We start from the raw sequence: 13070 nt of genomic DNA on the forward strand, positions 1-13070 counted from the left end.
GCTTCTTCACCGAAGTGAATGTGGAGACGCAGGAAGTGCCGGGCTCGCCGGACCAGGTGGACCTCGCGATCAACGTGACGGAGAAGCCCACCGGCAGCCTCCAGCTCGGCGCGGGCTACTCGAGCACCGACAAGATCTCGCTGAGCTTCGGCATCACGCAGGAAAACGTGTTCGGCTCCGGCAACTACCTCGGGCTGCAGGTCAACACCAGTTCCTACAACAAGACCATCTCCCTCACGGCGACGGACCCCTACTTCACGAAGGGCGGGATCTCCCGCACGCTGAACGTCTTCCACACCGCGACGCGCCCCTACTACGAGGCCGACGGCAACTACAAGCTGGTCAGCGAGGGCGGATCGGTCAAGTTCGGCGTGCCCTTCGGCGAGCTGGACACGGTGTATTTCGGCGCGGGGCTGGAGCGCTATGTCTTCACGCCGGGCAGCAACGGCAGCTACACGCTGGTGGACGGCAGCTATGTCTACACGGCCACGCCACAGGCCTACCTCGACTACTTCGAATGCACGGGCACGGCGCCGAGCGTCACCTGCGCGAACAACAGCCGCTTCGCCGTGCCCTTCACCATCGGCTGGTCGCGCGACGACCGCGACAGCGCGCTGGTGCCGACGCGCGGGCGGCTGCAGAGCGCAAACGTCGAGCTGGGCGTGGGCAAGGACTTGCGCTACATGAAGAGCGGCTACCAGTACCAGCAGTACTTCCCGCTGTCGAAGCAGTACACGCTGGCGATCAACGGCCAGCTGGGCTACGCCCGGGCGCTGGGCGACACGAGCTTTCCGATCTTCAAGAACTTCTATGCGGGCGGGCTGGGTTCGATCCGCGGCTTCGAGCAGAACTCCCTCGGGCCGCGCGACGCGGTCACGGCGGGCGCGCTCGGCGGCACGCGCAAGGCCATCTTCAACATGGAGTTCAGCACGCCCTTTCCGGGCGCGGGCAACGACAAGACGCTGCGGCTCTACGGCTTCTTCGATGCGGGCAACGTCTTCGCCGAACGCACGAGCGGCCTGACGGATGCGCAGTGGCGCGCGCAGAACAGGATTCGCACGTCGGCGGGCGTCGGGATCAGCTGGATCTCGCCGCTCGGGCCGCTGCGCCTGGCCTATGCGGTGCCGATCACCTACCAGAAGCAGGACGACGCCCACGGCATCGCCGCGGACCGGATCCAGCGGGTGCAGTTCCAGATCGGGACTTCGTTCTGAGGACGAGGGGGCGAGGGGGCCTGTCAACAGGCCCTCGCCAAGCCCCTCGCGTCACCCCTCGGCGAGATGAGCCCTGCGCCTGCAGCCGCCGATGCCGCGCGCTTCCCCTTGCGCCAGCGAATTCGCCACGGCACGCCCATCGTTGGGCGCCGCCGCAGGCCGCCCGCTCGCCAGGATGGGCGCCAGCGTGGCGGCCGCCGCGCTCGGCGCTGCCGGGTCATCGGCCTCGCAGCCGCCCCCGTCCCAGCTCGCCAGCACGATCGCAGCGATGGAGCACAAGCCCGCGATCCAGGGCAGCGCGGCCTCCAGGAGGCTGTCCGCATCGGGCAACTCCTCCACCGCCGGGCCGAGCGCAAAAGCCGGCTGATGCAGCTTGCCGCCACTCATGACAGCGTCCCCCGATTCACGGCGGCCGGCGCGGCTTGGTGGATGTCGCCGGCAGCGGCCAGGGGCATGCGCAGTGTGAGCCCCATCCCGCCCGGCGCCGAGGGCATGGCGTCGCAGGCGAGGCGGACGATGTGCGAGAAGGCCTGCCGCAGCTCGCCCGGGTCCGCCCACACGCCGAGCGCGAGGTCGGGCAGCCGGTGCTCGAGCTCGATGCCGGCTGCGCGCAGCATCGTGCCGCAGGAACGGGACATCTCCTCGAGCGGCGCGCGAAGGTCGAGCCAGCGGCGCTCGACGGGCTCGGTGTCCTCCGGGAGGGCGGGGCCGGCGGGGCGCGGCCGGCGTGCCGCAAGCGCGCGCGGCAGCGCGACGAGAGAAAAGCTCAGGCCGAGCCCGAGAACGACGGCAGGCGAGAGTTCCATGAAGAAGACCTCCGAAGATGATGGCCCGATGCTGGCCGGCAAATACGGAGGAATCTGGGAACGCGCCGGTCGCGGCGCCGCGCTTCAGGCGCCGGGCCGGCGCAGGTCGCGCTCGCTCTCGATGGCGAAATAGAACCACTCGGCGCCGGGCAGCGCCTCCGCGTTCGGGAACACGATGAAGCCGTCGCGCTCGGCCGCCAGCACCCTGCCGTCGGCGCGCACGCCGATGGGCTCCCCCTTCGCCACCGCGTCGAAGGTGGCCCACTCGCGCACGAACTGGTCCTCTTCGCTGTCGCGATCCGTCACGCTGACCAGCCGCAGCAGCGAAGGCGCCGCCGGCGGCCCGGCCTGCGGATCCGGCGCGACCATGCCCAGCAGGCGCAACGCCGCATGGATGGCGCGGTGCGCGACCTCGGGCGCGGCCGGGTCCTGGTGCTGGCCGCATTCGAGCGTGACGCCGTAGCCGCCGCGGCTGCGCATGTATTCGTTGGTGCCCCAGCCGAAGGCCAGCGCGGCCTCGTCGGCCGGCTGGCCGCCGGCACGCTGCGCCAGGCCGGCCGCGTAGATGTCGAGCCAGCCCTCGACCACGCGCGGCGTGCCCATGTGCAGCGCGAGCAGCCCTTCCTCGAACGCGCGCGCGAAGGGTTCGAGCGTGCCGGCGTTGTCGCGCGGGCCGATCATCGCGAAGGCCTCGCCCGCGCTCTGGAAGGAGTGCAGGTCCAGCAGCACGTCGTGGCGCTCCAGCAGCGGGCACAGCAGGTCGGTGATGCGGGCCTCGTAGTCGGCCGGCGCCTCGCCCGCCGGCGTGGGCTTGAACAGGCGGTTGAGGTTGCGCTCGCCTTCGCGCCGCATGAGGCGGCGCGCCAGCGGGTTGGCCACCGGCACCAGGGTGAGCTGGCCGCGCAGCAGCTGCAGCGCGCCGCTGTCCAGTTCGGCCAGGATGCGCTCGATGCCTGCCGTGCCGCAGGTCTCGTCGCCGTGTACGCCGCCCAGGACGATCAGCCTCGGCCCGGGCTCGAGGGAAGTGAATCCGTGAATGCGAAGAAGGTCGGGGACGTGGGGCTGTTGCTCGCTCATCTCGCCGCTGATCCTACAGGGCGGCGCATGGCGGTCCTACCGGGCTTTCCGCGATGCCGTGCCACAAGGAGAAATGACCAAGGAGCAAGCAATGGCCAGCAAGAAGGCGCCCGCGAAGACCGACCCGCTGAAGGACGCCGGCGGCGGCAAGACCAAGGTCGAGCAGGGCGGCGAATCGGCGCCGCGCCTTCCGCACGAGCGCGACCAGTCCTCGGACAGCCAGCAGAACCAGGGCGGTTCCTCCGAGCTGGGCCGCAAGGGCATGGAAGACGTGGAGCGCGGCGTGGTCGACACCGACCGCGGCCCGGAGGCCGACCGGGTCTACAACGAGAAGGTCAGGCGCTAGCCTTGAGCTGCGCGCGCATCTCGGCGATCACGCCCGCGTAACTCTTCGCATTGAATATCGCGCTGCCGGCCACAAAGGTGTCCGCGCCGGCGCCGGCCACGCGCGCGATGTTGTCGGTCTTGATGCCGCCGTCGACCTCCAGGCGGATGTCGCGCCCGCTGGCCTCGATGCGCTTGCGGGCGAGCTCGATCTTGCGCAGGGCCGAGTCGATGAAGCTCTGGCCGCCGAAGCCCGGGTTCACGCTCATGATGAGGATCAGGTCGATGTCGTCGATCGCCCAATCCAGCGGCTCCAGCCCGGCGCCCGGGTTGAACACCAGCCCCGCCTTGCAGCCGGCCGCCTTGATGGCCTGGATGCTGCGGTGCGTATGAGGCGAGGCATCGGGGTGGAAGCTGATGTAGTCGGCGCCCGCCTGCGCGAAGGCGGCGGCCAGCGCGTCCACCGGCTCGATCATCAGGTGCACGTCGATCGGCACCGGCGTGCCGCCGGCCGTCTTCGCGTGCGGCTTGAGCGCCTGGCACACCATGGGGCCGAAGGTGAGGTTCGGCACGTAATGGTTGTCCATGACGTCGAAATGAATCCAGTCGGCACCGGCGGCGATCACATCGCTCACTTCGGCGCCGAGGCGCGCGAAATCGGCCGAAAGGATGGAAGGGGCGATGCGAAAGGTGCTGCTGCTGGTCATGGGGGCGAATTGTCGCAGGCTGTTCCTCCACCAATTGTTAACATCGCGCCGATGTCCAGCCCTCCGATCAACATCCAGGTGGAGCCGCGCTACCTGCCGGACCAGTCTTCTCCCGAAGACCGGGTCTACACCTTCGCTTACACGATCACCGTGACCAACACGGGGCGCGTGGCGGCGCAGTTGATCGCGCGGCACTGGCTCATCAACGATGCAAGCGGACAGACGCAGGAGGTCAAGGGCCTCGGCGTGATCGGCCAGCAGCCGCTGCTGGCGCCCGGGCAGTCCTTCCGCTACACCAGCGGATGCCGGCTGCAGGCGCCCAGCGGTACCATGCATGGGAGCTACTTCTTCGTGACCGAGCGCGGCGAACGCTTCGACGTCGCGATTCCCATGTTCGTGCTGGAAGCCGACACGGGCGGCGCGCCCGTCTCGCGCGTGCTGCACTGAACGCAACCTTCTTCCCCGAGCCATGAACGCCCTGTGCGCTCTGCTCGACGCGCGATGCCTGCCCGGCGCTCGCGCCCCTAACAGATTGGCCTGATGAGTTCTTTCATAACCAACGACCTGCTGGGCTTCTGGTCCGAGTGGCTGCGGCCCTCGGCGGGCCTGCCCACCGTGTTGTGGTCGCTGCTGCTGGCCGCCGCCGCCGCGGCCGGCCACCTCGTGCAACGCTATGCGGGCATGCCCAAGGTGGTCGGCTACTCGATGGTCGGCACCATGGTCGGTCTGGCGGGCTTCGAAGGCGTGATGTGGCCGCTGCAGGGCATCAGCCTGTTCCTGCTCGAGCTCGGCGTGGCCATCGTGCTGTTCGAGGCCGGCGGCCGGCTGCCGCTGCGCTGGTTCCGCCACAACCCGATGGTGCTGGTGCAGAGCCTGCTGGAAGCCACGCTGACCTACTTCTTCGTGTTCTGGGTGCTGCACTGGATGGACGTGCCCGACCCGGTGGCCAACCCGATCGCGCTGATGGCCATCGTGGCCTCGCCGGCGGTCCTGAGCCGGGTGGTGATCGACACCCGCGGCTCCGGCCCGGTGACCGAGCGGGCGCTGACGCTGGCCACGCTCAACACCTTCTATGCGCTGACCCTCGGCTATGCGCAGGCCGGGCTGATCGAGCATGCGCCGCTGGGCCTGTTCCAGAAGCTCTATCCGGTGGCGGTGGTGCTGGGACTGTCCTTCGTGGTGGGCGCGCTGATGGCGCTGTCGCTGCGCTCGGCGCTGCGCGTGATGAGCCCGACCAGCGAGAACACCTCGATCCTGCTGCTCGCGATCATCGCGGCCGGCGCCGCGCTGGCCGCGCACCTGGGCGGCTCGGCTCCGCTGGCGGCGCTGATCGGCGGCGTGCTGCTCAAGGCCCTGCATCCCAAGCCCTGGGTCTGGCCGCGTCAGCTGGGCACCGCCGCCTCGCTGCTCACCATGCTGATGTTCGTGCTGGTGTCGGTGGTGGCGGCCCAGGCCGACTGGAGCCTGCCCATCGCCAGCGTGGTGCTGGCCGTGATCGGCGTGCGCACGGTGGCCAAGATCGCCGGCGTGGCGATCGCCAACCCGGGCAGCGGCGCGAGCTGGCGCCAGGCCCTGTGGGTGGGCTGCGCGATGGCGCCGCTGTCCTCCATCGCGCTGCTGATCACCTCCGGCTTCGTCACCGCCTCGCCGCTGCTGGGCGCGATGATCACGCAGATCGCCCTGCCCGCGATCTTGCTGATGGAGGTGCTGGGCGCAGTGCTCGCCACCGTCGCCATCCATGGCGCCGGCGAGAGCTCCAGGCCCTGGATGCCCGAGGCCTTCAGCATCACGGAGGAGACGCAGCGATGAGCGCAGCGCTGGGCCCGCCCGACTCCCCCGAGAGCCGCGTGCTGCCGCTGGAGCCCTTCAACAAGTCGGTCGCCTTGTCGCTGGGCGTCGAGCTCGAGCTGCAGCTGGTCAACACCCACGACTACGACCTCGCGCCCTATGCCGAGGACATGCTGCGCCTGATGGCCCAGACCCCGCTGCCCGGCAGCGTGGTGCCGGAGATGACCTCGAGCATGATCGAGATCTCGACCGACATCTGCCACTCGGCCAAGGACGTGGTGGCGCAGCTCACGCCCATTCGCGACGCGCTGGTGAAGAATGCCGACAAGCTCAACATCGCGGTGGTGGGCGGCGGCACGCATGCCTTCCAGCAGTGGCACGAGCGCCGCATCTACGACAAGCCGCGCTTTCGCGAGCTGTCGGAGCTCTACGGCTACCTGTCGAAGCAGTTCACCATCTTCGGCCAGCACGTGCACATCGGCTGCCCCGATGCCGACGGTGCCCTGCTGATGCTGCACCGCATGTCGCGCTACATCCCGCACTTCATCGCGCTGTCGGCCTCCTCGCCCTTCGTGCAGGGACAGGACACGCAGTTCGACTCGGCGCGGCTCAACTCAGTGTTCGCGTTCCCCTTGTCGGGCCGCGCGCCCTTCACGCTGTCCTGGAAGGAGTTCGGCAACTACTTCGAGCGCATGACCCGCACCGGCGTCGTGCGCAGCATGAAGGACTTCTACTGGGACATCCGGCCCAAGCCCGAGTACGGCACCATCGAGATCCGCGTGTTCGACACGCCGCTCACGGTGGAGCGCGCCGCGGCGCTGGCCGGCTACGTGCAGTCGCTCGCGGCCTGGTTCCTGCAGGAGCAGCCTTTCACGCCGACCGAGGACGACTACCTGGTCTACACCTACAACCGCTTCCAGGCCTGCCGCTTCGGCCTGGACGCGCTCTACGTCGACCCGGCCACCGGCAGCCACATGCCGCTGCGCGACCACATCCTCATGACGATGACCCAACTCGAATGGCACAGCGAGGCGCTGGACGCCACCCAGGCCCTGGGCCAGCTGCGCACCAGCGTGGAGGCGAACCGCAACGACGCGCGCTGGCTGCGCGAGCGCCAGGCCAAGGAGCGGCTGCTGGCCGAGGTGGTGCGGCAGGCGGCCATGCGCTTCCGCAACGGCTGAGAGGCCGAGGACGACGATGGGCGAGTTCGACCTCATCGAGCGCTACTTCAAGCGTCCCGCGCAGCGCTCCCCGCTGGGCGTGGGCGACGACTGTGCGCTCCTCGCACCGGCGGCGGGCATGCAGCTCGCCGTGTCCACCGACATGCTGGTCGAGGGCCGTCATTTCCTCTCCACCGTCGACCCCGCGCGCCTGGGGCACAAGGCGCTCGCGGTCAACCTGAGCGACCTGGCGGCCTGCGGCGCGAAGCCCCTGGCCTTCACCCTCGCGCTGGCGCTGCCGGCGGTCGACGAGGCCTGGCTCGAGGCCTTCTCGCGCGGCCTGTTCGCGCTGGCCGATGCGCATGGCTGCGAGCTGGTCGGCGGCGACACCACGCGCGGGCCGCTCAACCTCTGCGTCACCGTGTTCGGCGAGGTGCCGGCCGGCGCGGCGCTGCTGCGTTCCGGCGCGAAGCCGGGCGACGAGCTCTGGGCCAGCGGCACGCTGGGCGATGCACGGCTGGCACTGGAGGTCTTTCGCGGCACCCTGGCGCTGCCGCCCGAGGCCTTCGAACAGGCGCGCCGGCGCATGGAGCAGCCCGAGCCGCGCGTCGCGCTGGGCCAGGCGCTGCGCGGCATCGCCAGCGCCGCGGTCGACCTGAGCGACGGGCTGGTCGGCGACCTCGGGCACATCCTCGCCGCCAGCGGCGTGGGCGCGACGGTGGATGCCGACGCCGCTTGCGCCCTGATCGGCATCCCCGCCGCGGCCGCGCTGGACCCGGCGCTGCGCCGCACCTGCGCGCTGGCGGGCGGCGACGACTACGAGTTGCTCTTCAGCGCGCCGCCCGCCGCCGCGGCCGCCGTGCTCGAGGCGGGACGGCAGAGTGCGACAGCGGTTGCGCGCATCGGCCGCATCGAGGCGGCGCCCGGGTTGCGCATCGTCGATGCCCAGGGCGGGCCGGTCGCACAGCAGTTCGCGGCCTTCGATCATTTCCAGGCCAGGGCTTAGCTTGCTGGCCGGGACGGGCACGAAGCAAGCCCAGCGGCGGGCGGTCGAGTTTGAAACCGGAAGCGCGAAGGGCCTGTCGTTGGAAGCTCGCCCGACCCGCACCGCATGCCGGGCTTGGGGGTGTGCGAGGGTCCCGGCCCAGGCTGCGCCTCGTGCGAGATTCAGGGACAATTCCAGCCTTCGCTCCATCCCGGCGACGACCCCCCGGTCCCGCCCGCATCGATGTCCAGCTTCCTGTCCTACAAGCTCCTGATCCCCCTGGTCTTCCTGGCCTCCGGCCTCTACGTGCATTTCCGCGGCCAAGTGCGGCACCGGCTCGGCCGGCAGTTGAGCGACCACTCGACCTTCCTCGCGCCGCTCAACGTGCTGATGTACTGGTTCTCGTCGGTGCCCTCCAAGCCCTACATCGACGTGAAGCAGTTCCCGGAGCTCCAGGTGCTCGAACAGAACTGGCAGACCATCCGCGACGAAGGCCTGGCGCTGTTCGACGAGGGTCACATCAAGGCGGCCGCGGGCTATACCGACATCGGCTTCAACTCCTTCTTCCGCACCGGCTGGAAGCGCTTCTATCTCAACTGGTACGGCGACTTCCTGCCCTCGGCCAAGGGCCTGTGCCCGAAGACCACCGACCTGCTGGCCGGCATTCCCTCCGTGCGTGCGGCGATGTTCGCCATCCTGCCGCCGGGCAGCACGCTGGTGCGGCACCGCGACCCCTTCGCCGGATCGCTGCGCTACCACCTGGGCCTGAGGGTGCCGCAGGATGCGCCGAGCTGCCGCATCTTCGTCGACGGCCAGTCCTACTACTGGAAGGACGGCGAGGCGGTGATGTTCGACGAGACCTACATCCACCACGCCGAGAACCTCACCGACGAGACCCGGCTCATCCTGTTCTGCGACATCGAGCGCCCGCTCAACAACCCGATCGCGCGCTGGATCAACCGCGAGATCGGCTGGCGCATGATCAAGGCCGCCGCCACGCAGAACGAAGAGGGCGAGCCGATCGGCGGGCTGAACAAGGCCTTCGCACAGGTCTACAAGATCCGCGTGCTGGGCAAGCGGCTGAAGGCCTGGAACAAGCCCAGCTACTACCTGGTCAAGTGGGCGATCTTCGGCGGGCTGTTCTACTGGCTCTTCTTCTGAGCTTCTGAGCGCCGCGCAGCGTCGCCGACGCACAGCCCCCGCTCACCCGGCGCGCATCAGCGCTCGCACCTCCTCGCCGGCCTGCGCGCGCAGCCGCTCGAGATCCAGCCCCGGGATGCTGTCGTCCTCCACCACGACTTCGCCGCCGCACAAGGCCCAGCGCAGGCGCGGCCGGCCGCCACTCACGATGGGGCCGACGCCCGGATCGTGCAGGCCGAAGTAGCGCGGGTCGTCCAGGTCGAAGACGGCGAGGTCGGCCGCCTGGCCGACCTGCAGCGTGCCCACGCCCTCGAAGCCGAGCACGCCGGCGCCGCCGGCCGTGGCCCAGTGCACGAGCTGCTCCACCGTCACCGCGTCGCCGCCGGCCTCGCCTTCGCCTTCCGGGCGCGGCCGCGACAACGCCCCGGCCTGCGCGCGATGCACCAGCCAGGCGAAGTGCAGTTCGCTGATCATGTCGGCCGCTTCGTTCGAGGCCGCGCCGTCCACCCCGATCGAGACCGGCACGCCCAGGCGCTCCAGCGCCGGCGCCGGGGCGATTCCGTCGGCCAGCCGCGCATTGCTCTGCGGGCAGTGCGCAATGCCGGTGCCGCTGTCGCCGAGCAGCTTCATCTCGCCAGGCGACAAGTGCACCAGGTGCGCGAGCCAGACATCGCGGCCCAGCCATTCGTTGTCCGCCAGGTACTCGATGGGCAGGCATCCGTGCACCTCGCGGCAGTACTCGATGTATGCCACCGACTCCGACATGTGGCTGTGCAGCGGCAGGCCGAGTTCTCGGGCGGCGCGTGCCACCACCTTGAGCTGCTCGCGCGGCAGCGAGACGTGCACCGAGGTGGGCGCCATCGCCACGCGCCGGCGCGCGCCGGGCCCGCGCTGGTGGAAGCGCGCCGCCGTTTGCTCGACGGCGGCCAGCATCTGGTCCAGCGTCTCGGGCGCCTGGTGCAGGCGCTCGCTGTCCTCGAGCTGGCGCGTGACGGTGGCGCCGCCGCGCAGCAGCATGAAGCGAATGCGCAGCGCTTCTGCCTCCTCGAACAGCAGCGCGGCCGCATCGTGGTCCGCGCCGGGTTGGAACAGGTAGTGGTGGTCCGCCACCGTCGTGCAGCCCGAGCGCAGCAGCTCCACCAGGCCGATGCGTGCGGCCACCCGCAGCCGCTGTTCGTCGAAGCCGCGCCGGAAGGCGAAAGGCACGGCCTGCAGCCAGGGGCTGAGCGTGGCGTCGATGCCGGCCGGCACGCCCTTGAGCAGCGACTGGAACAGGTGGTGATGGGTGTTGACCCAGCCCGGATAGACCACGCAATCGTTCGCGTCCAGCACGCGCTCGCCTTCCTGCGCGGGCAGGCCGCGGCCCATCTCGGTGATGAGGCCATCGGCGATGCGCAGGTCGGTGGCGTCGCTGCGCGCCTGGGCGCCGCGCAGTCCGGTGAAGACGGCGTGCGCGTGCCGGATGAGGAAGCGCGAAGTCATTGGAGTACTTTAGCCTCCGGGCGGCGAAAGCGAAGCGGCCGGCCTTGCGGCGCGTGCGCGAGAGTCCTTGGGTCATGTCGTCGTGTCTCCGTCGTGGTTGTGGAAGAAGCGTCAGCGGTCGGGCCGAAAGGCCCGGCCCAGGGAGGCCGGTGAAATCAGCCGGATCGTGGCCGGGTTGCGCGAGATCAGCACCAGCACGCCGATGGTTGCGAGGTAGGGCAGGGCCGACAGCAGCTGCGCCGGTATCTCGATGCGCAGCCCGGCCCCCTGCACGAACAGCTGCGACACCATGACGCCGCCGAAGAGGTAGGCGCCCAGCATCACGCGCAGCGGCCGCCAGGTGGCGAAGACCACCAGCGCCAGCGCGATCCAGCCGCGCCCGGCCACCATGCCTTCGGACCACAGCGGCGTGTAGAACACCGAGAGGAAGGCCCCGCCCAGCCCCGCCATCGCGCCGCCGAAGGCCACCGCCGCATAGCGGATGGCGATCACCGGATAGCCCACCGCATGCGCCGCGGAAGGCGACTCGCCCACCGCGCGCAGCACCAGCCCGGCACGGCTGCGGTCGAGGAACCAGGCCGTGCCCGCGACCAGCCCCCACGACACGTACACCAGCGCCTGCTGGTTGAACAGCGCCGGGCCGATGAGCGGCAGGTCGGCCAGCCCCGGGATGCGCAGCGGCGTTACGGCGGGCAGCGGCGCGGACTCGTAGGACTTGCCGAAGAAGGCCGCCAGGCCGACGCCGAAGATCGCCAGATCAGCCTGCGCCAGTTGCGTGTTTTCGTCGCGGTCGCCGAGGCCCTCAGCTTCACGCGCGCGGGTGAAGCGCTGGGGCTGCCGCAGTCCAGCGTCAGCACGCAGCTGCGCGAGCTGGAGGATGTGCTGGGCCTGCGCCTGTTCGATAGGCACACCCGCATGCTGCGGTTGACCGAGGCCGGCGCCGAGATCCTGCCGCTCGCGCGCAAGACCCTGGCCGACCTGGACGCGGTGGTCGGCAGCTCGGCCGAGCTCAAGACGCTGGGGCGCGGGCGGGTCTCGATCGCCGCGTCTTCCGTCCAGGCCGCGATGGTGCTGCCGCGCGTGATACGAGAGCTTCTTCGCGGTGCTGCCGGAGGGCCATCCGCTGGCTGCGAGGCGGGAGCTGGCCTGGCGCGACCTGCTCGCCGAGCCGCTGATCGGGCCGCGCAAGGGCAACCCCGTGCGCACGGCGCACCGCGTCGAACCCGAGCGGCCGCGCGGCCCGGCGCTGAACGGATCAGCGCATCAGGCCGTTGAGCTCCACGCCCGAGGCGGCTTCGGCGAAGCCGTCGAAGCGCCCTTCCTGCAGCGTTCGGGCCGCGCGCATGAAGCCGCCCCAGGCCGCGCGCGCCAGCGCGCCGCCGACGCTGACGCGCCGCACGCCCAGCGCGGCGATGTCCTGCAGCGTGAACTCGCTGGTGGTGCCGACCAGCAGGTTGACCGGCTTGGGCGCCACCGCGGCGACCACCGCCTCGATCTGCGCGCGGGTGCGGATGCCCGGGGCGTAGAGGCAGTCGGCGCCGGCCTCCGCATAGGCCTTGAGCCGGGCGATGGTGTCCTCGAGATCGGGCCGCCCCTGGAAGAAGTTCTCCGCCCGGCCGACCAGCAGCGTTTCGCCGCCCTCCTGGTCGATGGCCGCGCGCGCGGCGCGCAGGCGCGCCACCGCCACGTCGATGTTGTACAGCGGATGGTCCGCATCGCCGGTCGAGTCCTCGATAGACAGCCCTGCGACGCCGGTGTCGATGGCCATGCGCACGCTCTGCGCGACGCCTTGCGGATCGGCCGCGAAGCCGCTCTCGAAGTCCGCGTTCACGGGCAGTTCGGTGGCAGCGACCAGCTCGCGCAGGTGGGCCAGGATCTCAGCGCGCGAGAGGGCGCCGTCGGCATGGCCGCGCGACCAGGCGAAGCCGGAGCTGGTCGTGGCCAGCGCCTGGAAGCCCAGGCTTTGCAGGAATCGTGCGCTGCCCAGGTCCCAGGGGTTGGGCAGCACGAAGCAGCCCTCGGCGTGGAGCTGGCGGAAGAGGGCGCGCTTTTCGGCGATGGTACGGGTCATGGGCACCTCGGCTTGAGAGGAGGGGTGGTCGGCTTCGGATGAAGGTCCACCCCGGGTTATAGAGCCGCGCGGCGGCGGCGGGCCCGCGGAACTACTGCAGAATACCCGCATGAACTGGCTCGCATCCCTCTCCATCGCTTTGCTCGTCGCCGGCTGCGGGGTGCCGCCCAACGAGGTCGTCCCGCTGCGCGACGGCACGCTGCGCGCCACGACCTATGTGCAGGCCGGCGACCATTGCCGGGAGAAGGGGTTGACCGCGCGGATGCTGGGGAAGGCGCCGGCGGAGCAGGGCGTGCTGTTTCGCTGCGAGTGAGGC

16 protein-coding genes are annotated in these 13070 nt (G+C 70.4%); 9 read left to right on the forward strand and 7 right to left on the reverse strand.

Annotated elements, in window-relative coordinates:
• The coding region (gene bamA, locus AC3A6X_RS31250; protein WP_487845826.1) for an outer membrane protein assembly factor BamA at window positions 1–1214 on the forward strand (1214 nt) is incomplete at its 5' end.
• Window positions 1215–1265: 51 nt separating this feature from the next.
• Here bamA and AC3A6X_RS31255 read toward each other — a convergent pair.
• The 3 genes from AC3A6X_RS31255 to AC3A6X_RS31265 all read right to left on the reverse strand — a co-directional run bounded on the left by AC3A6X_RS31255 (window position 1266) and on the right by AC3A6X_RS31265 (window position 3097).
• Window positions 1266–1601: a hypothetical protein gene (locus tag AC3A6X_RS31255; RefSeq protein WP_487845827.1), complete on the reverse strand. Its 336-nt coding sequence runs from the start codon at window positions 1599–1601 to the stop codon at window positions 1266–1268.
• Window positions 1598–2020, reverse strand: coding sequence for a hypothetical protein (locus tag AC3A6X_RS31260; RefSeq protein ID WP_487845828.1), 423 nt, complete (start codon window positions 2018–2020; stop codon window positions 1598–1600). Before AC3A6X_RS31260 ends, AC3A6X_RS31255 begins: the two co-directional genes overlap by 4 nt.
• An 84-nt stretch (window positions 2021–2104) precedes the next feature.
• Entirely contained in the window at window positions 2105–3097 is a 993-nt protein-coding gene (locus AC3A6X_RS31265) for a M14 family metallopeptidase (RefSeq protein WP_487845829.1), read from the reverse strand.
• Between the two features lie 91 nt (window positions 3098–3188).
• Between AC3A6X_RS31265 and AC3A6X_RS31270 the strand changes: the two genes are divergently transcribed.
• Window positions 3189–3443 (forward strand): hypothetical protein, encoded by a 255-nt coding sequence (locus tag AC3A6X_RS31270; protein ID WP_487845830.1) that lies wholly within the window; start codon window positions 3189–3191, stop codon window positions 3441–3443.
• On the opposite strand, the gene rpe is transcribed toward AC3A6X_RS31270, so the two are convergent.
• Window positions 3433–4128, reverse strand: a complete 696-nt coding sequence (rpe, locus tag AC3A6X_RS31275) for a ribulose-phosphate 3-epimerase (RefSeq protein WP_487845831.1) — start codon at window positions 4126–4128, stop codon at window positions 3433–3435. The genes AC3A6X_RS31270 and rpe overlap by 11 nt on opposite strands.
• A 51-nt stretch (window positions 4129–4179) precedes the next feature.
• On the opposite strand from rpe, the gene apaG reads away from it, so the two are divergent.
• From apaG to AC3A6X_RS31300, 5 genes are all read left to right on the forward strand, one after another.
• Complete coding sequence (apaG, locus tag AC3A6X_RS31280; protein ID WP_106560783.1) at window positions 4180–4575, forward strand: Co2+/Mg2+ efflux protein ApaG; 396 nt, start codon at window positions 4180–4182, stop codon at window positions 4573–4575.
• Window positions 4576–4668: 93 nt separating this feature from the next.
• A complete protein-coding gene (locus tag AC3A6X_RS31285) occupies window positions 4669–5937 on the forward strand; it encodes a cation:proton antiporter (protein WP_487845832.1) in 1269 nt (422 codons plus the stop codon).
• A gap of 41 nt (window positions 5938–5978) precedes the next feature.
• Window positions 5979–7097 carry a YbdK family carboxylate-amine ligase gene (locus tag AC3A6X_RS31290; RefSeq protein ID WP_106560795.1) on the forward strand — a complete coding sequence of 373 codons (1119 nt, stop codon included), beginning with the start codon at window positions 5979–5981 and terminating at the stop codon, window positions 7095–7097.
• 16 nt (window positions 7098–7113) lie between these two features.
• Window positions 7114–8082, forward strand: coding sequence for a thiamine-phosphate kinase (gene thiL / locus AC3A6X_RS31295; protein ID WP_487845833.1), 969 nt, complete (start codon window positions 7114–7116; stop codon window positions 8080–8082).
• A gap of 222 nt (window positions 8083–8304) precedes the next feature.
• On the forward strand, window positions 8305–9222 hold the full coding sequence (locus AC3A6X_RS31300; RefSeq protein WP_487845834.1) for an aspartyl/asparaginyl beta-hydroxylase domain-containing protein: 918 nt from the start codon (window positions 8305–8307) through the stop codon (window positions 9220–9222).
• Window positions 9223–9264: 42 nt separating this feature from the next.
• On the opposite strand, the gene AC3A6X_RS31305 is transcribed toward AC3A6X_RS31300, so the two are convergent.
• Both AC3A6X_RS31305 and AC3A6X_RS31310 read right to left on the reverse strand, forming a co-directional pair.
• Window positions 9265–10683 (reverse strand): amidohydrolase family protein, encoded by a 1419-nt coding sequence (locus tag AC3A6X_RS31305; protein ID WP_487845835.1) that lies wholly within the window; start codon window positions 10681–10683, stop codon window positions 9265–9267.
• A 111-nt stretch (window positions 10684–10794) separates the two neighbouring features.
• The gene (locus AC3A6X_RS31310; RefSeq protein WP_487845923.1) at window positions 10795–11544 is read right to left on the reverse strand and encodes an ABC transporter permease; all 750 of its coding nucleotides are present in this window, start codon (window positions 11542–11544) and stop codon (window positions 10795–10797) included.
• Here AC3A6X_RS31310 and AC3A6X_RS31315 point away from each other — a divergent pair.
• Window positions 11455–11958, forward strand: a complete 504-nt coding sequence (locus AC3A6X_RS31315) for a LysR family transcriptional regulator (protein ID WP_487845836.1) — start codon at window positions 11455–11457, stop codon at window positions 11956–11958. The genes AC3A6X_RS31310 and AC3A6X_RS31315 overlap by 90 nt on opposite strands.
• Here AC3A6X_RS31315 and AC3A6X_RS31320 read toward each other — a convergent pair.
• Window positions 11939–12754, reverse strand: a complete 816-nt coding sequence (locus AC3A6X_RS31320; protein WP_487845837.1) for an isocitrate lyase/PEP mutase family protein — start codon at window positions 12752–12754, stop codon at window positions 11939–11941. The two genes, AC3A6X_RS31315 and AC3A6X_RS31320, sit on opposite strands and share 20 nt — an antisense overlap.
• A 109-nt stretch (window positions 12755–12863) precedes the next feature.
• Here AC3A6X_RS31320 and AC3A6X_RS31325 point away from each other — a divergent pair, with 109 nt between their 5' ends.
• Window positions 12864–13067, forward strand: a complete 204-nt coding sequence (locus tag AC3A6X_RS31325) for a hypothetical protein (RefSeq protein WP_487845838.1) — start codon at window positions 12864–12866, stop codon at window positions 13065–13067.
• Window positions 13068–13070: the final 3 nt, after the last annotated feature.

This window comes from Variovorax sp. Soil_C_12, from assembly GCF_057657375.1.